Below are 20,192 nucleotides of genomic sequence, written 5' to 3' on the forward strand. Positions count from 1 at the left end.
GTGTGCTCACCGTGCCAGTCTAGCGAGGACCGGCCGGGGCGCCCGCCGGCGCCCCGGCGTGTCAGTCGTCGTAGGCGCGGTACTGCTCCACGGAGACGATGCGCCCGTGGTTGACGGAACTGACCTGGCAGATGACCGCCTCACCCGGTGACAGGTACGGGTCGGCGACCGGCAGCAGTGCGGCCAGATGCGCCGCCATGTGCCCGCGCAGCACCCCGAAGACCAGGGGCAGGACCGGCCGGTGCGTGCAGATCGCCACCGGGTGGCGCTTGTCGAAGACCTTCTCCACGGCAACCCGGGCGCGCCCCGGTTTCCGGGCCGCGTCGTGCTCGGTGATGGCGTCGACGAGCTTCAGCTTTGCGTCGGCCTTCGCGACGTAGGGCGAGACCGTCTGGACGCACCGGACCCACGGGCTGCTGATGACCCGCTCGGGCCGCCAGGCCTGCAGCAGCCGGCTCACGGCCACCGCCTGGCGCCGGCCGGTGGCCGCGAGCGGACGTTCGCCCTCGGCCCGGCTCCAGGAGGAGCGCGGCTTGGCCTTGGCATGGCGGACGATGATCAGCGGCCAGGTCCCGAGGTCCCGGCGTTCGTGGGCCTCCTCAAGGGCATTCAACGGCTCCACATCGGAGGGGTTGGTCAGCAGGAGGCGTGCCTTGTCCGGGGTGCACCACAGGTACTCGTCAACCTCTTTGCCGTCCGGGACGGGCTTGAGGCGGTCCGCCTTCGCGGCCCAGTAGTGGACCACCTTGCGTCCGGAGGACACCTCGTAGTCGATGGACGGCAGCGGGATGCCGAGGTGGACCCTGAGGCCCACCTCCTCGTGCGTCTCGCGGACGGCGCACTCCGGGGTCGTCTCCCCGTCGTCGAGCTTGCCCTTGGGCCAGGACCAGTCGTCGTAGCGCGGACGGTGGATCAGCAGCACTTCGAGGTGCCCCTTTTCGGTCCGCCAGCACAGGGTGCCCGCGGCGGTGACAGCCACCTCGGTGGCCGACGGCGCGGCGCCGGCCGGACTTTGGACGTTGGCGGACATCAGCGGCGGATGGCTGCGCGCTGCCGGGCACGGGAGGCGAGCAGCCAGGACTGGATGTCGCCGAGGTCCTCGCCGTTCTCGTCCTTGGCGTGCCTGGTCCAGGCGCCGGTCTCGTCGAGATGCCAGCTGGAGGTGCGCGGGTCCATGTACCGGTCCATGAGCGTCATGAGGTACTCGATGTCGTCCGGGGCGCTCAGCTGCACCAGGGTCTCCACCCTGCGGTCGAGGTTGCGGTGCATCATGTCGGCGGAACCGATGAAGACCGCGGGGTCCCCGCCGTTGGCGAACGCGAACACGCGGGAGTGTTCGAGGAACCTGCCCAAGACCGAGCGCACGGTGACGTTCTCGCTGAGCCCGGGCACCCCGGGCCGCACCGAGCAGATGCCGCGGACGATGACGTCGACCTTCACCCCGGCCTGGGAGGCCCGGTAGAGGGCGTCGATGATGGCCTCGTCGACCATGGAGTTGACCTTGATGACCACGCGGGCGGCCCTGCCCGCGTTCTTGTTGGCGATTTCCCGTTCGATCCGGTCGATCAGGCCCGAGCGCACCGAGCGCGGCGCCACGAGCAGCCGCTTGAAGGTGGACCTGGGGGCGTAGCCGGAGAGCTGGTTGAACAGCCGGGACAGGTCCTCGCCCACCTGGTCGTTCGAGGTCAGCAGGCCAAGGTCCTCGTAGTAGCGGGCCGTGCGGGGGTGGTAGTTTCCGGTGCCGATGTGGCAGTAACGGCGCAGCCCGTCGATCTCCTGGCGCACGACCAGCGAGAGCTTGCAGTGGGTCTTCAGGCCCACGATGCCGTAGACCACGTGCACGCCGGCCTTCTCAAGCTTGCGCGCCCAGGAGATGTTGGCCTGCTCGTCGAAGCGGGCCTTGATCTCCACGAGGGCGAGCACCTGCTTGCCGGCCTCGGCCGCGTCGATCAGGGCGTCGACGATCGGGGAGTCGCCGGAGGTGCGGTACAGGGTCTGCTTGATGGCCTGCACCTTCGGATCGGCCGCGGCCTGCTCGAGGAAGGCCTGGACGGAGGTCGAGAAGGAGTCGTACGGGTGGTGCAGCAGGATGTCCCGGCGCCGCATGGCGGCGAACACGTTGGCGGCCTTCGAGGTCTCGCTCTCGTTGAGGTGCCTGCTGGTGTGCGGGACGTGCTTGGGATAGTGGAGCTCTCCGCGGTCGATCTGCCCAATGACGCTGAGTCCGCGGAGGTCAAGGGGCGCCGGGAGGGTGAAGACCTCGTCCTCCTCGATGCCCAGCTCGCGGGCGAGAAGCGCCCGGATGCTCGGGTTGATGTCGGTGGCCACCTCGAGGCGCACGGGCGGGCCGAACCGGCGGCGCAGCAGCTCCTTCTCGAGTGCCTGCAGCAGGTTCTCGGCGTCGTCCTCCTCCACCTCGAGGTCCTCATTGCGGGTGACCCGGAAGGTGTGGTGTTCGAGCACCTCCATGCCGGGGAAGAGCTGGTCGAGGTGGACGGCGATGACGTCCTCGAGCGCGATGAAGCGGGCAGTGCGCCCGGCGACGCTGCCGGCGCGGTGCCCGTCCACGGAGATCAGGCGGGGCAGCTGGTCGGGCACCTTGACGCGGGCGAAGAGCTCTTTCTCGCTGATCGGGTTGCGCACCACGACGGCGAGGTTCAGCGACAGCCCGGAGATGTAGGGGAAGGGGTGCGCCGGGTCCACCGCGAGCGGGGTGAGAATGGGGAAGACCTTCTCGGTGAACAGCTTGTTCAGCTCGTTCCGGGCCGGTTCGTCAAGTTCGTCCCAGGTGGTGAGGTGGATGTGCTCCTTGGCCAGGGCGGGGCGGATCTGCTCGGCGAAGACCGCGGCGTGGCGCTGCTGGAGGCGGTATCCGTCCTCCATGATCTTCTCGAGCTGCTCGATGGGGCTGAGCCCGGCCGCGGAGGGGATGGCGAGCCCGGTGGCGATGCGGCGCTTCAGGCCGGCGACGCGCACCATGAAGAACTCGTCGAGGTTGGACGCGAAGATCGAGAGGAACGCGACCCGCTCCAGCAGGTAAAGGTCCGGATCCTCGGCGAGCTCGAGCACCCGCGCGTTGAAGTCGAGCCAGCTGATCTCCCGGTCAAGGAACCGGTCCGGGCGGATGTCGCCGGTCGGCAGCAGGCTCGGGGCGAATTCGGGAATCTCGATCCGGTCCTGGGTGGCCCGGGCGGGTGAGGTCTCCGAGGAACCGTAACGGGATGGGACTCGGGCGGCTGTCTCAGATGCCATGGTGTCTCCTGCGGCGTTCAATGGTGTCTCGGGGCGCGCGTAGAAGCGGGCACTGTGCTGGAATCCAACCTTACAAGCTGGGCGTGTCTTCTCCACCTGCATACATGACATCGACGTCCCAGCGCGTGAAGCCCAGCCGGCGGTAGAGTGCCACCGCTGCGGTGTTGTCCGCGTCGACGTAGAGCATGATGGCCTGCAGGCCGCGCCGGTGCAGGTACTCGATGCCGGCCACGGTGAGGGCCTTGCCCAGGCCGCGGCCCTGCGCCTCGGGGGTCACCCCGACGACGTACACCTCACCGAGGGGCGGGTGGGCGCCCGAGCCGGCGTGGACCTTGGTCCAGTGGAAGCCGAGCAGGCGGGAGGTTTCGGTGTCCTCGGCGAGGAAAAAGCCTTCGGGGTCGAACCAGTCCTCGGCTATGCGGGCCTGCAGGTCGGCGAGGGTCGTGGACCCCTGCTCGGGGTGGTGGGCGAACGCGGAGCGGTTGGCTTCCAGCCACAGCTGCTCGTCCCGTCCGGGAGCGAAGGTTCGAAGCCGGACCTTGTCGGGCAGGACGGGGGAAGGCGCCAGTTCGGCGGCAGCGGCCCGGGTCTGGCGCATGCGCCACAGCTCCCGGACGGGACGGAACCCGTGCCGGGCGGCGAGGGCGGCCGCGGCGGCATGGTTGCCGTGCGACCAGGCCCGGAGCCCGGGAACCTCCTCGGCGGCGACCGCCGCCGCCAGCGCGGATCCGGCCCCTTCGGCGCGGGCGTCAGGCGCCACGACCAGTTCGAGGACTGCGGCCTCCTGGCCTGCGCCCGGCGCCCCGTCCGCTGGCAGGCTGACGACGGCGACGCCGGCCAGCTCCGCATCGTCCCCGGCGTCCCCGCCGGAACCGGCCCGGGGCCGCGCGGTGAAAAGCAGGACCCTGGCCGCGTCGGGCGCGGAGGAACGCAGGTTCACCAGGGTCTGCTCGGACAGGGGAGGGTTGCCGTCGGCCTCGGCCGCACGCGCGGCAAGCTCGCGGATTTCCGCCAGCAGGGGGGCCTGCGGGGTGCCGGAGGTCCGGGTGATCGTCCAGGAGGGAAGCTGCGCATCGGCCGTCATGCGCCCAGCCTAGTGCCCCGGCACCCGCCGGGACCGGCCGCCGGCCAGGGTTCAGGCCGCCGGTTTGGCGGGACGCCCCGGGGTGGGGTAGCGTGGGAAATCGTTCAGGGGGGATGCACCACTGGGGTGCCCGCGATACGTTCGACCCGTATGTCCTCCACTTTGGGCCCCGCCCACGAAGAACCCCCATCCATAGGGATGGGGGTTCTTCGCGTTTAGGCCATTCCCCGCACGGCCCTTTCAGGTGCCGACCCGAATCAGGCGCCGCTGTGGTCACACGCCGGTGTTGTTAAGCATCTTGGACGACGTCGGCTCCGGTCTCCTCGGGCATCCGCGTCAGCGTGAACCGGTAGCCGACGTTGCGCACCGTGGCGATCAGGTGTTCGTGGTCGGTGCCGAGCTTCGCCCGCAGCCGCCGCACATGCACATCGACGGTCCGGGTGCCCCCGTAGTAGTCGTAGCCCCACACCTCGTGCAGCAGCTGGTCGCGGGTGAAGACCCGTCCGGGATGCTGGGCCAGGTATTTGAGCAGTTCGAATTCCTTATAGGTGAGGTTCAGCGGAACCCCGCCGACCCGCGCGGTGTAGCTCGCCTCGTCGATCACCACGCCCGAGGCCCGGATCTCGGAGCTGGTCTCCTCCCCGGCCGCCTGGGCCCGGGCGATGACCAGCCGCAGTCGCGCCTCGACCTCGGCGGGACCGGCCGACTCCAGCAGGACGTCATCGGCCAGCCAGGCGGCGGTCACCGCCGTCATGCCGCCCTCGGTCAGCACGAGCATCAACGGCGCACTGAGCCCGGTGGCCTTCAGGAGCTGGGTGAGGGAGCGCGCCCCTACGAGGTCGCGCCGGGCGTCGACCAGGACGACGTCGCAGGGTTCGGTTTCCAGCAGGGCGGTGGGTTCGGCGGGGAGGATATGCACCTTGTGGCTGAGCAGTTCAAGGGCCGGGAGGATCTCCACTGAGGATCCCACACTGTTCGTGAGCAGCAGGATGTGCGGCATGTGTCCTCCACGGGTCGGGACGCGCATCATCGGGCGGGCGGACCGGAGCTGAACCGGGAGAACCGGAAGCCGCCGGCGGTACAGATTTGGACAAGTATAACCGCAGGGCGGGCAACGCGCCCGATGCCTCAGCGCCGCCCTGTCCCCGCCCTGTGCAGACCGCTGGCCCGGAGTTTCCCAGACCTTGGAGCCATAGGGCAGTATTGCTCGGGTGAGATTCTGGATAGTGGCCGCGGCAGCCGCCGCCTCGGTGGCGGGCCTGGTCGGCGCATCCTTCGTCTCACCCCTGGCCGTCGCCGCCGTCACCGCGTTCCTCTGCGCCGTTGCCGCCGTCGGCTGGCCCCATCTGCTGGGCGTCCCCGCCCGCAAGAGCCAGTCCACGGCCATCGGACTCAGCGCGATCGCCGCCACCGCCGCAGCCGCCTTCACCCCGGGCCCGGGCTACATGGTCTGGTTTCCCGGTGCGGTCGCCCTCGGCGTGAGTGCCGTATTCCTGATCCAGCTGCTCCGGGGGACCGGCCAGAGCCACCGCCTCGAATCGACCCTCGGGGCCAGCTCGGGCGTCTTCGCCGTCGCCCTGGGCTCCGGGTGGGCTGCCGCCGACCGGCTCCCGGTCAACGCCGCCGGGACGTCGATGATGCTCGTAACCGGGATCAGCGTCCTCGCCGGTCTCGCTGGCCTGCTCCCGCGGTGGCCCGACCGGGTGGCCGCACCGCTGGGCCTGGTCCTCGCCGCTGCCGCCGGATGCGCCGGCGCACTCCTGCTCCCCGGCGTCCCGGTCCTGCCCGCCGTGCTCGTCGGCCTCGTCAGCGGCGCGGTGCTCGTAAGCGGCCGCCGTCTGCTCACCTCCCGGGAGGCACCGCTGAACGCCGCGGCGGCGCTCGCCGTCGGCATTACCCCGGTCCTCGCCATCGGCGCCCTCGTCTACTTCCTGGACACCCTGCTGCTGTCCTGAACGGGTTGCCCTCGGGGCACAGGGTCCGTCGGGCCGCCCACGCCGCCTGCCGATTGGCCTGGTGCTCCAGCGGTTCACGGACACGCCGGCGGCCGCCCGGAAGCACGCCCGCGATGGTGTACTGCGGGCCGGAAGGGCGCGTTAGGATGGAAATATGTCGATCCTCGCACTGGAAATCTTCTTCATCTGCCTGCTCGTTGTCGCCGGCCTCGCCATGGCGGGCTTCGCGGCGCTCGTGGTCGCCCGCCTGTACAAGGGCCAGAAGTAGCGGTAGGGCAACCCGGCAATGTCAATCGAACTTCCCACCGACCTCACCCCTGAGCTGGTTCCGCTCTCCTGGCTGCTCGGCACCTGGGAAGGGACCGGGCGCCTCGGTGAGGGTGACGCCGACTCGGAGCACTTCGGGCAGCGGATGACGTTCGAACACCACGGGCTGCCCTACCTGCAGTACACCGCCGAGAGCTGGCTCACCGATGAACAGGGCTCCCGGCTGCGGCCGCTGTCGGTCGAAACCGGGTTCTGGGCGCTTGACCGCAAGCTCAACGACGCCGACGTCGGGCCGGGGCTCTCCCCGGCGGACATCGTGCCGGCGCTGAAGACCGCGGACGAGGTGGAGCACTTCCGCAACGAAGCGGGCGGGTTCGACATCACCGCCACCATCGTCCACCCCGGCAGCATCGCCGAGCTCTACTACGGCACTATTAAGGGTCCGCAGATCCAGCTCTCCACCGACGTTGTGATGCGCGGGCAGCACTCCAAGGAGTACGCGGCCGCGACCCGCCTGTTCGGGCTGGTCGGCGGCGACCTGTACTGGCGCTGGGATGTCGCCGCGTCCGGAAACGCGTTGCAGGCCCACGCCTCGGCGATCCTCAAAAAGCTTTCCTGACTCCGGTGCTATTCCCCCGTCCCGCAGACCGGACGGGGGAATAGCACCGCCTGAAAGGCGTTACATCCACATGACCTACACCAGCCCGCTCCTCAGCCTGCCCGGAGCCGTCCCGGGCGGTGCCCCCGATGAGGCCGTCGCCGCCCACTACGGGGATCCCTTCCGCGAGCAGCGCCTCCTCTCCGGAGGACAGGCCGTCGTCGACCTTTCCCACCGGGGCGTCGTGACCGTCACCGGGCCCGACCGGCTGAGCTGGCTCAATACCCTCTCCTCCCAGCTGCTGCTCAACCTGCAGCCCGGCGAGGCTTCGGAGACCCTGCTGCTGAGCGTCCAGGGGCGCATCGACTTCAGCGCGCGTGTCGTCGATGACGGCGCCACCGCCTGGCTGATCGTCGAGGGCGCCGAGGCGCCCGGGCTCGCCGAGTGGCTCCAGCGGATGAAGTTCATGCTGCGCGTGGAGATCGCCGATGTCTCGGCGGACTGGGCCGTGGTGGGCTCGGTGGCTCGAATCGACGCCTTTGAAGGTCACACCGTCTGGGCCGATCCGTGGCCGGGCGTCGGCGCCGGAGGGTTCGCCTACTCCGCGGTGGAATCCCATCCGGGCCTGGAGCGGCCCTGGTTCGAGTACCTCATCCCGCAGGCCTCGCTCCTCGACATGGTCAACGGGCTTGGGAGCTATACGCCGGCGGGGATGATGGCGGCAGAGGCGCTGCGCATAGCCGCCTGGCGCCCGCGTGTCGGGTTCGAGACCGACGACAAGACCATCCCGCACGAATTGGACCTGATCCGCACCGCCGTGCACCTGGCCAAGGGCTGCTACAAGGGCCAGGAAACCGTGGCGCGGGTCCACAACCTTGGACACCCGCCGCGCCGGCTGGTCTTCCTCCACCTCGACGGCAGCCAGCACACGCTTCCCGCGCGCGGCAGCGGCATCGTTGCCGAGGGCCGCACCGTCGGGCGGATCACCTCCGTGGCTCACCACTGGGAGATGGGTCCCATCGCCCTCGCGGTGGTGAAGCGCTCGGTCGACCCGTCCGCCCGGCTTCTGGTGCAGGACGCCGACGAGCAGTACGCGGCCGCCCAGGAAATCATCGTTCCCCCCGATGCCGGGCAGGTCGTGGGCCGGGCCACCGGTTTCCTGAAGGGCCCCCGGTGACCGGCCGGGAGACCGGCTCAGAGTCCGGCGCGGAATCCGGCGCGGAGTCCGGCGCCGAGGCGGCGTTCGCCCTCGCCGGCCGGCTGTTCGACGCGGCCCGCCACGGCGACGCCGCGACCCTGATCCGCTACCTCGACGCCGGGGTCCCGCCGGACCTGACCAATTCGGCGGGGGACTCCCTGCTGATGCTCGCCTCCTACAACGGCCACCCGGCCATCGTGAGGGACCTCGTGGGGCGCGGAGCCGACGTCGACAAGGCCAATGACCGCGGCCAGACCCCGCTGGCCGGTGCGGTGTTCAAGGGCCACACCTCGACCGCGCGGCTGCTGCATGAGGCAGGGGCAGACCCCGACGCGGGCACCCCGAGTGCGCGCGATGCCGCGAGGATGTTCGAGCGGACGGACCTGACCGAGCTGTTCGGCTGACCGCCGCGCCCCGGGGCACGGACTTCAGCCGAGGGCCACGCTCGTCTGCGTGCCGCCGAAGGCGAATCCGGCCCGGCGAGCGGCCCGCTGGGAGGCAGTATTGTCGACGCGGGCGCGCCACTGGGGCACGAACCCCGCGGCCATGGCTTCCTCGACCGCGACGGCGGCGATCCGGCCGCCCAGGCCCCGGCCGCGGTGCTGGGGGGCGGTCAGCACGCTGAGGTGGGCGAGGATTCCGGCCCAGGGCTCGTAGCCGGCTCCCGCCAGCGGGGCCGGATCCTCGGGGTGCCGGTCATCGACCAGGATGAACCGGTGGTCGAGGCTGCCCAGCCCGGCCTCGGACACATCGTCCGGCGGGCACATCCGCTCCAGCCCGTCGACGAACTCCTGGTCGCTCGACACGGCGGTGTCTCGAAGGGCCTCAAGGTTCGGCAGGGTATCGCTGAAGTACAGCTGGGCCTCGCCTAGGGACCTGCCTCCGTGTTTCCGGCTCAGCTCCACCAGGGTGCCCTGCTGCCGCAGCTGGGCACCCGGGAGACGCCGGGCGGCCTCAACCGCCCACTCGGGGCCCACCAGCGCCTCCTTGCCGAAGAGGGTCACGAAGGTGAGCCGGCCCGAGGCCTCATCGGCCCTCACGATCCGTTCGGCGGGGTCGCCGGCCAACGCCGCGTCCTCGAGCCGGAGCAGCCTCGACCAGGCCAGCTGGATGATGGCCACGGTTCCCGGATCTAGTTCCATGACGGCAAACTAACACGGACGGACGCCGCGCCCGGCCCGGTTCGGCGCCGGCGGGATGAAGATCACCCGAACAGGATGGCGGCCTCGTCATAGCGGTGCTGGGGGACCTGCTTGAGCTTGCCCAGGGCGTCCTCGAACCCGACGTGGGCGATCTCCGTCCCGTGCAGCGAGACCATGGTGCCCCAGAGCCCGTCGGCCACCGAGTCGACCGCCGCCATGCCCAGACGGGTGGCCAGGACTCGGTCAAAGGAGGAGGGGACGCCGCCGCGCTGGATGTGCCCGAGGATCGTAGCCCGGGTCTCGATTCCGGTGCGGGCCTCGATCTCCGGGGCGAGCTGGTCGGCGATCCCACCCAGCCGGGGACGGCCGAAGGTGTCCAGGCCGCGCTCGGAGTGGGCCTGCTCCATGTGGGAGGGGACAAAGCCCTCGGCCACCACCACCAGGGGGGCGCGTCCGCGGGCGTTGGCCTCGGAAACCCACCGGGCGATCTGTTCGATGCTTGTCTGCTGTTCCGGGATCAGGATCGCGTGGGCGCCCGACGCCATCCCGGCGTGCAGGGCGATCCAGCCGACGTGGCGGCCCATCACCTCGGCGATCATGCACCGGCTGTGGGATTCCCCGGTGGTGCGCAGCCGGTCGATCGCCTCGGTGGCGATCTGCACTGCGGTGTCGAAGCCGAAGGTGTAGTCGGTGGCGTCAAGGTCGTTGTCGACGGTCTTGGGGACGCCGACGATCTTCAGGCCGGCGTCAGTCAGGCGTTTCGCGGCGGCGAGGGTGCCCTCACCGCCGATAGCGACCATCGCGTCGATGCCGAGGCGGTCCATTTGCGCCTTGATGGCGTCGGGCCCCCCGTTGCCCTCGAAGGGATTGGTGCGGGAGGTGCCGAGGATCGTGCCGCCCTGCTTGGAGATGCCGCGCACGTCGTGGCGCTGCAGGTCCATCACATCGCCCTCGACCACGCCGCGCCAGCCGTCGCGGAAACCGATGAATTCCTGGCCATGGACCTTGATGCCCTTGAGCACCGCCCCCCGGATCACAGCATTCAGGCCGGGGCAGTCGCCGCCGCTCGTGAGTATTCCGATTTTCATAGGGGTGTGTTCCTTCAGCTGGGTTGACGGTTCATCGCAGAGCGCGCCGTCGAGCTCAACTATGATTCTAGACACACGGGAACGGACGCCGGCGCACTCTTCGGCCGTGGTGGGCCCGTAGTGTTGGGGAAGCGCCCGGGCCGCGCGGCCGCATGCACGGCCGGGCGGAGTCCGGCCCGGCGGTTTCAGCCCGAATTCGAGCCAAGGAGGACCCGCGTGCCCCGATCAGGGTTGCTCGCCGCACCATCCCGGATGATTGCCATCTCGCGGCCCGTGCTGTGGATCAACACGCTGGGCACCGGCGCGGTGGGCATGTGGCTCGCCGGCGAGCTGTGGAATCCGGCGGCCCTGGCCCTGCTGATCTGGCTGACCCTGCCCTTCAACCTGCTGATCTACGGCGTCAACGACATCTTCGACCAGGACACCGATGCGCTGAACCCGCGGAAGGGATCGCTCGAGGGCGCGCGCATCCGGGCCGCGGAGGTCCGCTCCATCTGGACCTGGGTGGCCGCCACGAACCTCCCGTTCCTCGCCTGGTTCCTGGCGACCCTGCCGTGGCCGGCCCTTGCCTGGATCGGCCTGTACGCGGCGGTGTTCATCGCCTATTCCGCCCCGCCGCCGCGCTTCAAGGCCCGCCCATACCTCGATTCGCTCAGCAACGCCGCCTACGCCTTTCCCCTGGTCTTCGTCCCGCTCGCGCTCGGCGCCGCGCCCCTCTGGCCCGCCGCCGTCGGCCTGATGGCCTGGAGCGCCGCCAAACACACCTTCGACGCCGTCCAGGACATCGAGGAGGACCGTGCGGCCGGGATTACGACGACGGCGGTGCGCCTGGGCGCGCGCGGGGTCGTCGGCTGGAGCGGGTTCTGGTGGGCCCTGTCCACGGTCTGCTTCGCCCTGGTGAGCCTGCCCGTGGCCATCGTGAGCGGCGGGATCGCCGGCTGGCTGCTCGCCTCACTGCTGCGCTCGCCGTCCCCGGCAACCGGGCACCGGCTCTACCGGTACTCCATCGCCTTCCCGTACCTCGCGGGCACCGTGGCGGGGGTGCAGCTCACCGGGTCGCTGCTGCTGGGGATCTACCGGTGAGCCGGATCGTCGTCGTGGGCGGAGGCATCGGGTCCCTGGCGGCCGCCGCCCTCCTGGGCGCCGCCGGGCACGCGGTGACCGTGCTGGAGGGTGGGGCCACCCTGGGCGGGAAGAGCCGGCGCGTCGAGCTTGCCGGGCAGCGCGTGGACACCGGACCCTCGCTGTTCACCTTCCCGGGAGTCTGGGAAGAACTGCTCCGCCGCATCGACGCCCTCACCGGCAGGGCTCCCGGCAGCGCCGCCGGCACCGCCGGGCTCGAACTCGTTCGGCTCACCGAGGTGGGAACGTATTCCTTCCGGGGGGAGGCCTGCAGCCTTCCGGTGCCGCCCGGCCATCCCTGGCATGCCGCCTGGGAACGGTTCGCGGCGCTGCACGGAGGCCTCGGGCCGGAGGTCACCACGCTGCTGACAACCGCTCCGCTCGAACGCGCCGCGTATCCCGCGCTCACCCGGCTCGCCAGGCTGTACGGGGGCCGCCTCACCACCCGCAGCTACCTGGACAGCCTGCCCTGGCTCCCGGAGGGGCTCCGGGAAGTTATCGCGATCCACACCCTTAACGCCGGGGTCAGTCCCACCCGGACGCCCGCGCTGTACGCGAGCATGCCTGCGGTCATGGCCCACGACGGTGTCTGGGTGCCGCGCGGCGGGGTGTATGAGCTGGTGCTGGCACTGGAGCGGCTGGCGGCGGCCGCCGGGGTGGAAATCTCCACGGGGGAGCCGGTGGAGCGGATCCGGAGGGGCAGCGTGCGCACGGCCCGCGGGACCTATCCGGCGGACGCCGTCGTCGCCGGCGTCGATGCGCAGCGGGCGGCCGGGCTGCTCACCGGCAGGCCGCCGCGGACGCCGCGGAGGCTTTCCTGCTCGGCCGTGGGTCTGTACGCGGTGCTGGACCGGCCGCTGCCCGAGGGCACCCCCCGGCACAGCGTGATCCTGCCCGATTCCCCGGGGGAGCTGTACGCCGCGCTGGAGGCCGGAGCGGAACCGGGGCAGACCATGGCCTTCGCAAACTACTATCCGGCGGGCGAGGTGTACCCGAATGCGGCTCCGACGCTTGCTCTGCTGCTGACCAGCCCGGCGAACGGCCGAACCTACTCCCTGAACGACCGGTTCATCGCCGGGGAGGTCGACCGGGTCTCGCGGGCCCTCGGGCTGCCTGAGCCCCTGGCCGGCTACCTGGGCGAACACCTCGTCCTCGACCCGGCGTATTTCAGCGAGGCCGGGTCGGCCGGCGGGGCACTCTACGGGGCCGTCCACCCCGCGTGGCTCAGCGGGCCGTTCCATGTTCCCGCCCAGTGGAGCCCCCGCCGGCCCTGGCTGTGGCGGGTGGGCGCCTCGGTGCATCCCGGCGGTGGGCTGCCGGCGGTCCTGGGCGGGGCAATGATGTCCTCGGAACGGCTGCTGCGGTCACTTCCACGGCGCCGGCGGTCCTGACCGGCCCGCCGGATCAGCCCTGCCGGCCGGAGCAGGCGCGGGGGCGGCGGCGAGCGCAATGCGGCGCCGCACCACGAACGCGAGGAGCGCCGCCGCCAGCAGGGCGGGGAAAACCAGTGCGGAGAAGATCGACACGCCGAGCCAGAAACTGAGCGAGAGCAGCAGGCTGTCGAGCAGCCCGGGCCGGACAGGGCGGCCGGTGAGCCTCCGTCCACCCAGCAGGCTCAGGAGCGCCGCGGCGCACAGCCCGGACAGCAGCCAGCCGGCGTAGTTGCTCAGCGGCACCCCATAGTAGGGTCCGCCGTCGGCCCAGATCCAGAACCGCAGCGAGACAGCGCCCGGGTCAAGGACTCCGTCGACAAGGACCAGCAGCACCGCGGAGGCGGCGATGGTCCGCAGGACCGTCGACCGTCCCGCGAAGACCGCGACGGTTCCAATCACCAGCGGAACATAGGACAGCGGCAGCAGGAACGGCACCAGGCCGAAGGCCTTCGGCCCGAGGGGATCGCCGTAGGAGAAGTCGCCGTAGGGGAAACCGGTGGCCACGCCGACGCCCTCGATCAGGTAGCCGAAGACCGACACGGCGGCCAGTGCGGCCGCGGCCCGGGCCGCCCCCAGCTGACGGGCCAGGGCGATGAACGCGGGAAGCGCGATGAGGAGGTTGAAGAAGTAGGAGGCGGTCTCGGCCCCCGGGGTGTCCGGGAACCGGACGACGAAATACCCGGACACCAGCAGGAACAGGCAGGCGGCGGCGAGCAGGGGCGGGAAGCGGCGGGTTCTGGCAGGGTGCGGCACCTGCCTATCTTTGCAGGTCGGCCCGCCGTGGCTGTGCCGATGCGTGGCGGTGCCGTTGCGTGGCGGTGCCGTTAACGGCAGCGGCCGGCACGCTCGATGCGTGCCGGCCGCTGCGGGTGCCCGATCAGCCCTGGCGGGCCTTGATCCGGGGGTTCTTCTTATTGATGACCATGGTGCGCCCGCGGCGGCGGACGATCTGGCCGCCGGGGATGGCCTTCAGGGCCCTGAGCGAATTGCGAACCTTCATGATGTACTCCTTGCTGCTGGCGTGGACGGATGGCGTTGGGTGCCGGGGTCGGCTCAGCCCTCGCACTCGGAGCAGTACATCGCTCCGTTGTGCTCGCGGGCCAGCTGGCTCCGGTGGCGGACCAGGAAGCAGTTCATACAGGTGAATTCGTCCTGCTGCTGGGGGACGACCTGGATCTGCAGCTCCTCGTGGGAGAGGTCCGCTCCGGGCAGTTCAAAGCCGTCCGCCAGGTCGCTTTCCTCGACGTCTATGACCGCCGTCTGCGAGTTGGCGCTGTGCTTGGCCTTGATCGCCTCAAGCGACTCGTTGACGGGCTGGTCCTCTTGGGCGACGCGTGGGGCGTCGTAATCGGTTGCCATAAAGTGCTTCTTCTCCTTCGCACGAGACCAGGATTGACCTAACTCGTGCTCTCGATAACAGGCCGCGGCCTGGGTCTATTCCCGGGCGGCGGCCGCACCGGAGGGCTCGAGGATGCGCTGGTAGAGCCGGTGGTCCTGCCACCGTCCGGCGATCCTGAGGTACGCCCGGGCCAGTCCGATCTCCTCGAACCCCGCCCGGTCAAGCACCCGCTGGGAAGCGGCGTTGAGCGGCAGGGTCGCGGCCTGCAGGCGGTGCAGCCCCAGGACATCCCGCGCTGCCTCCACTGCGAAGGCGACGGCGGCCGAGCCGATCCCGCGCCCGGTCAGCTCCGAATCCACCCAGTACCCCAGATGGCCGTTGAGGAACGGGCCGCGCACGATCCCGGTGATGGTGACCGTCCCGACAACCTGCCCGCTCTGGAGCAGGACCCACGGCACCTCCGAGCCGGCCTCGACGAGGGCGGCTTTCGCGTCGATGACCTCCCGCTGACCCGCGGGGGTGAAGAACCGGTCGGAGCGGGCGGGCTCCCAGGGCGCCAGATGGTCCCGGTTACGGCTGTACGCGGCGGCAAGACGCTCGGCGTCCGAGCTGCGCAGCGGGGCCACCTCGACACCGCCGGTCAGGCAGGCGGGCTCCGGGGGCCTCACGCGGCAGGAGCGGTCTGGAGTCCAAGCAGGGAGAGGCTGTTCTGCCAGAGGGCATCGAGCTGGCCCGGATCGTTGAACAGTTTTGCGAAGAGAACCATCCCTTCGATCTGCGCAACGATCGCCTTGGCCGTCCAGCGGGGATCGGCCAAGGCGAATTCACCCGCAGCAGTGCCCTCCCGGAGAGCGGCGTCGATGAGTTCGATCTGCTCCTCGAAGATCTGCTGCAGGCGTTCCCGGACCGGGTCATCCTGCGCGCTGACCTCAAGGGCGAGATTGCCGAAAAGGCATCCCGTGACCGTGCCCGTTCCCTTCAGCGCCGTCGTCTGCACCTCCGCCGTTGCGAGGAACAGCTTCCGCAGGCGGTCGAGAACGGAATCCGGGGAGGTGAGGATGCCCGTCCACTGGGCGCCCTGCTTGATCCAGTGCGCATTGATCACTTCGAGGGCGAGCGACTGCTTGGACGGGAAGAAGTGGTAGAAGCTTCCCTTGGGGACACCGGCCGCTGCGCAGATCTCGGCAACGCCGATCGAAGCGTAGGCGCGCTGCTGGAAGAGCGCCGTGCCGGCCTCAAGGATTCTCTGTCGTGCGTCTGATTTTCGTCCCATATTGCAATTATAAGACCAGTCGGCTATAACTGTGTACTCGGTAGTTGACCGATCGTCTAAAGGAAGCAGCACGCTATGGAAATTCGCAAAGTCGCCGTCGTCACCGGGGGATCGCAGGGAATCGGAGAAGGGCTCGCCGCAGCCCTCCGCAACCTCGGCTACGCCGTCGTCGCAAACTCCCGCTCCATCGCCCCCGCCGATGAGTCCGACTTCGTGACCGTCGCCGGTGACATCTCGGATCCCGCTGTCGCGGAGAAGGTCGTCGCCACGGCGGTCGAGAAGTTCGGCCGCATCGACACCCTCGTGAACAATGCCGGCATCTTCGTCGGCAAGCCCTTCACCGAGTACACGAAGGAGGATTACGACCGGGTGGTGCAGGTGAACCTTGGCGGGTTCTTCTACGTAACCCAGCAGGCGATTTCCCGGATGCTCGAGCAGGGCTCCGGACACGTGGTGAATGTGACCACAACCCTGGTCGAATACGCGAACTCGGGCCTTCCCTCCGCCCTGGCCAACCTCACCAAGGGCGGCGTCTCCTCGGTCACCAAGTCGCTCGCGGTCGAATATGCCGGCCGCGGAATCCGCGTCAACGCCGTCTCCCCTGGGCACATCAAGACCCCGCTGCACGCGGGACACAACCATGACGAGCTTGCCGGCCAGCACCCGATCGGCCGGATGGGCACCGTTGAGGACATCGCCAAGGGCGTCCTCTACCTCGAGCAGGCCCCCTTCGTCACCGGCGAGGTCCTCCATGTCGACGGCGGCCAGAGCGCCGGCAGCTAGGTTCCCCGGAGCGGGCCGCGCTCCTGCACCGACAGGGACACCGGAGGTGTCCGCACTCCAATTGAAGGACAAGACATGGAAGCGTCTGGAATCGAAGCACCCGCTTCAACCACATCGGACACCGGTACCCTCGGTATCGTCAGTGCGGTCTTCACCGCCTGGGCGAACGGGATCCGGGACCACCGGCCGGAGGAGGTGGCCTCCCAGTTCACTGAGGACGCACTCTTCCAAGGCCTTGACAGGAGCCACGGCATCGGCCGCCCTGCCGTCATCGCCTACTACGACAAGCAGCCGGCCGGGCTGCAGGCCGACTTCCGGATCCTCGAGCACCGCCGGCTGTCGGTCGACGTCCTCGTGGCCTACGCCGACGTCGACTTCTCGTTCCTCGACGGCAGGGTGATTCCGGTCCACCTGACGGTGGTGCTGCAGCGGACCGGCGGAAGCTGGCTCATCAGCCACTACCACGTCTCGAAGATCCAGTAGGGTCCGGCCCCGCCGTCAGTCGTACGCCCCGGCAAGCGAGGCGAAGATTTCGGCGGCGGGGCCCAGCCGGGCCAGGGGAGCCGACTGCCCGGCCCAGAAACTGGCGAGATCGGCCCGCCCCTTCTCCTCTGCGGCCCTGCGGAAGGGCGAGGTCATCGCGCCAAGGGCCGGATACGGAACATGGGTGTCCCACCCGGATGCCTCCCGGGTCACCCGGTTGACCAGACCCCGGGCCAGGCGCCCGGTGAAGGCGCCGGTCAGGACCGTGCTGCGGCCGGCCGGCCCGGTGGCCGCCTCCTTGTGGACCGCCGAGGCGGCCGACTCGTCCGACACGAGGAACGCTGTTCCAACCTGCACACCCTCAGCCCCCAGTTCGTGCGCCGCCCGGACCTGGGAGGGCGTGGCGATGCCGCCGGCGGCAACGACCGGAGTAGAGACAGCGGCCACCACCTGGGGCACCAGCGAGAACGTCCCGACCAGAGATTCCTCCGCCGGGGCGAGGAATGCACCGCGGTGCCCGCCGGCGTCGCTGCCCGAGGCGACGATCACGTCCACGCCGGCCTCCTCAAGGGCGGCCGCCTCGTCGACCGTCGTTGCTGTCCCCACCAGGCGGATTCCGGCGCGCCGCGCGCGGTCCACGGTGTCGGCAGCAGGCACGCCGAACACAAAACTGATGACCGGTGGTGCCGCGGCCAGGAGTGCGTCCACCTGGGCATCGAAGTCAATGGGTGCACCCACCGTCGGCTCCGGCGGGTCGATGCCCAACTCCTCGAAATACGGGGCCAGCAACGCCGCCTGTGCCACCAGTTGGTCGACGCCGGCCGCTGATTCACCACCCAGCGGTATCCAGAGGTTGACCGCGAAGGGCCGGGCCGTCGCATCCCTGAGCCGGCCCACCAGCGCCGTGATCTCCTCGGGAGGGAGGTGGTGGGCGCCGAAGGAGCCAAGCCCGCCGGCCTCCGATACCGCGGCGACAAGGGGCTCGGAGGAGAGGCCACCGCCGAACGGTCCCTGGACGATGGGAAAATCCAGGCCGAGCTGTTGGGCCACCCCGGTGTGCCTATGCAGCGGAGTCATGTCGACAAGCCTTTCATTTCATGATCCTTCGTGATTTGCCTTCCCGTCCTTGATATGATAATGGGCGCTCACCTACAACCAAAGCCCCATAGTAGACTGAACATCTAGAAAGGCGATTCCCCATGTCTGCAGACCCGGAAGCTCGCTGGAAGCCGTTCAGCTTTACCGACGCCGCGGCGTCGCTGCGATTGGTCCCCACCGCTCCCGTTCCCAAGGCTGCCCGCGGGCCGAAGGTTCCGGATGAGGGGTATTACGTCGAGGAGCTCGCCGATGGGATGTTCCTGTTGAGCGACGGCTCCTATCAGATGATGTTCGTCGTCACCGATGACGGAGTCGTTGCCGTCGATGCACCACCGACCCTGGGCCGCAACATCCTTCGGGCGATCAAGGGCGTCACGTCGAAGCCGATTACCCAGATCGTCTACAGCCACCAGCATGCCGACCATGTCGGGGCAATGTCGCTCTACCCCCAGGATGTGCCCCGGTATGCCCAGCGGATCACTGCCGAGCGGCTGCGGAAGCTCGGGGATCCGAACCGCCCCCTTCCCACGGTCGAGTTCGACGACGGCTATACGCTGCAGTCGGGCGATCACACCCTGCAGCTTGACTATCAGGGTCCCAACCACGCCGAAGGGAACATTTTCATCCACGAGCCCAAGCGCCAGGTGCTGATGCTCGTGGACGTCATCTTCCCGGGGTGGGTGCCGTTCTCGAACCTTGCCGTGTCCGCCAATGTCCCCGGCTATGTCACTGCCGTCGACCAGACGCTGGGGTATTCCTTCGAGAAGCTGGTCTCCGGACACGTAACCCGCACCGGCACCCGCAAGGACGTCGAGGTGCAGGCCGAGTATCTAAGGGACCTGCACAATACGACGGAGGCGGCGCTGTCCTCGGTCGATCTTGGCGAGATTATGGCCCCGGTCGATATGTCGAACGTCTGGGCGGTCTTCCGGGCCTACCTCGATGCGGTCGCGGCGAAGTCGGCCGACGAACTGATTCCACGCTGGGTGGACCGGCTGGGCGGAGCGGACGTCTTCACCCTGCCCAACGCCTGGGCCATGATGGAGGCCCTGCGCCTCGACTACGGAAGCCTCGGTCCGTTCGGCATCGCCGACTAGGGTCCGTTTCCCGTGCTGCGGCCGTAGGTGCCGGTCGGCACCGGCGCCGGGGGTCTCTCATGTGCTCAACCGCACTCCCTTCGGGCCGCCGCCGCTGCCGGATGCCCGCTGGTCCACCCTGCAAACTCCTGCCCCCCCGTTCGACAGCCCGTCGGGGCGCCTGCGGAACAACCGCAGCCCGGGGTTCGGCGGCAGGGGAATTATTTTCCCCGCCCAGTAGTTGATACGCATACGCGATCAACTACTCCTAATCTAGGAGCAGTAAGATTCTCCGGATAGGCAGCTCGCAGGCCCACCGTCGAGCAATACAAATTCAACAGCTGGCCGGGGTTGTTCTACCGGCTCTCCCCGGAATAACACTCACCATTTCCGTCTTTACGAGAGCCGGGATAGTGCACGGGAACCCGGTGCTGCGGCACCAACCACCATCAACCACCACCACTCACCAGGAAGAGGATCGTTATGGAATTCAAACTTGAGGTTGTCGCTGTTCCCGTCACGGACGCGGACCGCGCGAAGGCTTTCTACAACTCGCTGGGCTGGCGCTTCGACGCCGACTTCACCGTTGACGAGGACCTGCGGGTCGTGCAGTTCACCCCTCCGGGCTCGGGTGCCTCGATCATGATCGGCAAGGGCATCACCGCCGGCGCACCCGGCTCCCTGCAGGGCCTGTACCTGATCGTCGATGACATCATCGCCGCCCGCGAGGACATCGCCGCCCGCGGCATCGAGATCTCCGAGGTCTGGCACGACGCCAAGGGCATCTGGCACCACGAAGGCGAGAAGGACCGCGTCGCCGGGCCCGACCCCGAGCGCAAGACCTACGCCTCCTACGCCTCCTTCACCGACCCGGACGGCAACGGCTGGTTCCTCCAGGAAATTACCACCCGCCTGCCCGGCCGCATCTGACTCCGACCAATAAACCCCGCCGCGGCGTCCGGATCACCGGACGCCGCGGCGGTTCCAACCAGCAGGACCGT

The 20,192-nt window shown here is 69.4% G+C and carries 22 protein-coding genes; 10 read left to right on the forward strand and 12 right to left on the reverse strand.

Going from position 1 to position 20,192, the window contains the following annotated elements:
• Positions 1–61: 61 nt before the first annotated feature.
• The 4 genes from GVV86_RS01105 to GVV86_RS01120 all read right to left on the reverse strand — a co-directional run bounded on the left by GVV86_RS01105 (position 62) and on the right by GVV86_RS01120 (position 5,336).
• Positions 62–1,030: an NUDIX hydrolase gene (locus GVV86_RS01105; RefSeq protein ID WP_159617711.1), complete on the reverse strand. Its 969-nt coding sequence runs from the start codon at positions 1,028–1,030 to the stop codon at positions 62–64.
• Positions 1,030–3,252: an RNA degradosome polyphosphate kinase gene (locus tag GVV86_RS01110; RefSeq protein ID WP_159617710.1), complete on the reverse strand. Its 2,223-nt coding sequence runs from the start codon at positions 3,250–3,252 to the stop codon at positions 1,030–1,032. The genes GVV86_RS01105 and GVV86_RS01110 overlap by 1 nt, the downstream gene beginning before the upstream one ends.
• Before the next feature lie 70 nt (positions 3,253–3,322).
• A complete protein-coding gene (mshD, locus tag GVV86_RS01115; RefSeq protein ID WP_159617709.1) occupies positions 3,323–4,336 on the reverse strand; it encodes a mycothiol synthase in 1,014 nt (337 codons plus the stop codon).
• A gap of 289 nt (positions 4,337–4,625) precedes the next feature.
• Positions 4,626–5,336, reverse strand: coding sequence for a winged helix-turn-helix transcriptional regulator (locus GVV86_RS01120; RefSeq protein ID WP_159800928.1), 711 nt, complete (start codon positions 5,334–5,336; stop codon positions 4,626–4,628).
• Positions 5,337–5,547: 211 nt separating this feature from the next.
• Between GVV86_RS01120 and GVV86_RS01125 the strand changes: the two genes are divergently transcribed.
• From GVV86_RS01125 to GVV86_RS01140, 4 genes are all read left to right on the forward strand, one after another.
• Positions 5,548–6,291, forward strand: a complete 744-nt coding sequence (locus GVV86_RS01125; RefSeq protein WP_246669833.1) for a hypothetical protein — start codon at positions 5,548–5,550, stop codon at positions 6,289–6,291.
• 286 nt (positions 6,292–6,577) lie between these two features.
• Positions 6,578–7,177: a nitrobindin family protein gene (locus tag GVV86_RS01130; RefSeq protein WP_159617707.1), complete on the forward strand. Its 600-nt coding sequence runs from the start codon at positions 6,578–6,580 to the stop codon at positions 7,175–7,177.
• Positions 7,178–7,247: 70 nt separating this feature from the next.
• Positions 7,248–8,333, forward strand: a complete 1,086-nt coding sequence (gene ygfZ / locus GVV86_RS01135) for a CAF17-like 4Fe-4S cluster assembly/insertion protein YgfZ (protein ID WP_159800930.1) — start codon at positions 7,248–7,250, stop codon at positions 8,331–8,333.
• A complete protein-coding gene (locus tag GVV86_RS01140) occupies positions 8,330–8,758 on the forward strand; it encodes an ankyrin repeat domain-containing protein (protein ID WP_159800931.1) in 429 nt (142 codons plus the stop codon). The genes ygfZ and GVV86_RS01140 overlap by 4 nt, the downstream gene beginning before the upstream one ends.
• A gap of 24 nt (positions 8,759–8,782) precedes the next feature.
• Here the strand turns inward: GVV86_RS01140 and GVV86_RS01145 are convergent, their stop codons facing one another.
• Both GVV86_RS01145 and GVV86_RS01150 read right to left on the reverse strand, forming a co-directional pair.
• Entirely contained in the window at positions 8,783–9,496 is a 714-nt protein-coding gene (locus GVV86_RS01145) for a GNAT family N-acetyltransferase (RefSeq protein ID WP_159617704.1), read from the reverse strand.
• A gap of 62 nt (positions 9,497–9,558) precedes the next feature.
• Positions 9,559–10,584: a 6-phosphofructokinase gene (locus GVV86_RS01150; RefSeq protein ID WP_159617703.1), complete on the reverse strand. Its 1,026-nt coding sequence runs from the start codon at positions 10,582–10,584 to the stop codon at positions 9,559–9,561.
• 216 nt (positions 10,585–10,800) lie between these two features.
• Here GVV86_RS01150 and GVV86_RS01155 point away from each other — a divergent pair, with 216 nt between their 5' ends.
• A complete protein-coding gene (locus GVV86_RS01155; protein ID WP_159800933.1) occupies positions 10,801–11,667 on the forward strand; it encodes a UbiA family prenyltransferase in 867 nt (288 codons plus the stop codon).
• Positions 11,664–13,097, forward strand: a complete 1,434-nt coding sequence (locus GVV86_RS01160; protein WP_159800935.1) for a phytoene desaturase family protein — start codon at positions 11,664–11,666, stop codon at positions 13,095–13,097. Before GVV86_RS01155 ends, GVV86_RS01160 begins: the two co-directional genes overlap by 4 nt.
• Here GVV86_RS01160 and GVV86_RS01165 read toward each other — a convergent pair.
• The 5 genes from GVV86_RS01165 to GVV86_RS01185 all read right to left on the reverse strand — a co-directional run bounded on the left by GVV86_RS01165 (position 13,071) and on the right by GVV86_RS01185 (position 15,751).
• Positions 13,071–13,892: a carotenoid biosynthesis protein gene (locus GVV86_RS01165; RefSeq protein ID WP_159800937.1), complete on the reverse strand. Its 822-nt coding sequence runs from the start codon at positions 13,890–13,892 to the stop codon at positions 13,071–13,073. The two genes, GVV86_RS01160 and GVV86_RS01165, sit on opposite strands and share 27 nt — an antisense overlap.
• A gap of 124 nt (positions 13,893–14,016) precedes the next feature.
• Positions 14,017–14,139, reverse strand: coding sequence for a ribosomal protein bL36 (locus GVV86_RS01170; protein ID WP_120164674.1), 123 nt, complete (start codon positions 14,137–14,139; stop codon positions 14,017–14,019).
• A 53-nt stretch (positions 14,140–14,192) separates the two neighbouring features.
• A complete protein-coding gene (locus tag GVV86_RS01175; RefSeq protein ID WP_159617699.1) occupies positions 14,193–14,498 on the reverse strand; it encodes a DUF4193 domain-containing protein in 306 nt (101 codons plus the stop codon).
• A 75-nt stretch (positions 14,499–14,573) separates the two neighbouring features.
• The gene (locus tag GVV86_RS01180; RefSeq protein ID WP_246199708.1) at positions 14,574–15,146 is read right to left on the reverse strand and encodes a GNAT family N-acetyltransferase; all 573 of its coding nucleotides are present in this window, start codon (positions 15,144–15,146) and stop codon (positions 14,574–14,576) included.
• Complete coding sequence (locus GVV86_RS01185; protein ID WP_159800939.1) at positions 15,143–15,751, reverse strand: TetR/AcrR family transcriptional regulator; 609 nt, start codon at positions 15,749–15,751, stop codon at positions 15,143–15,145. Before GVV86_RS01185 ends, GVV86_RS01180 begins: the two co-directional genes overlap by 4 nt.
• Before the next feature lie 75 nt (positions 15,752–15,826).
• Here GVV86_RS01185 and GVV86_RS01190 point away from each other — a divergent pair, with 75 nt between their 5' ends.
• Both GVV86_RS01190 and GVV86_RS01195 read left to right on the forward strand, forming a co-directional pair.
• A complete protein-coding gene (locus GVV86_RS01190) occupies positions 15,827–16,534 on the forward strand; it encodes an SDR family NAD(P)-dependent oxidoreductase (protein WP_159800940.1) in 708 nt (235 codons plus the stop codon).
• A gap of 75 nt (positions 16,535–16,609) precedes the next feature.
• Positions 16,610–17,017: a nuclear transport factor 2 family protein gene (locus tag GVV86_RS01195; RefSeq protein WP_159617696.1), complete on the forward strand. Its 408-nt coding sequence runs from the start codon at positions 16,610–16,612 to the stop codon at positions 17,015–17,017.
• Positions 17,018–17,032: 15 nt separating this feature from the next.
• On the opposite strand, the gene GVV86_RS01200 is transcribed toward GVV86_RS01195, so the two are convergent.
• Positions 17,033–18,094 (reverse strand): NAD(P)H-dependent flavin oxidoreductase, encoded by a 1,062-nt coding sequence (locus GVV86_RS01200; protein ID WP_159800942.1) that lies wholly within the window; start codon positions 18,092–18,094, stop codon positions 17,033–17,035.
• A 122-nt stretch (positions 18,095–18,216) separates the two neighbouring features.
• Here GVV86_RS01200 and GVV86_RS01205 point away from each other — a divergent pair, with 122 nt between their 5' ends.
• Together GVV86_RS01205 and GVV86_RS01210 are read left to right on the forward strand one after the other, a co-directional pair.
• A complete protein-coding gene (locus tag GVV86_RS01205) occupies positions 18,217–19,212 on the forward strand; it encodes an MBL fold metallo-hydrolase (RefSeq protein ID WP_159800944.1) in 996 nt (331 codons plus the stop codon).
• Between the two features lie 462 nt (positions 19,213–19,674).
• Positions 19,675–20,121: a VOC family protein gene (locus tag GVV86_RS01210; RefSeq protein ID WP_159800946.1), complete on the forward strand. Its 447-nt coding sequence runs from the start codon at positions 19,675–19,677 to the stop codon at positions 20,119–20,121.
• Positions 20,122–20,192 lie beyond the last annotated feature (71 nt).

It is taken from the genome of Arthrobacter zhaoguopingii, from assembly GCF_009828595.1.
GTDB lineage: Bacteria > Actinomycetota > Actinomycetes > Actinomycetales > Micrococcaceae > Arthrobacter_D > Arthrobacter_D zhaoguopingii.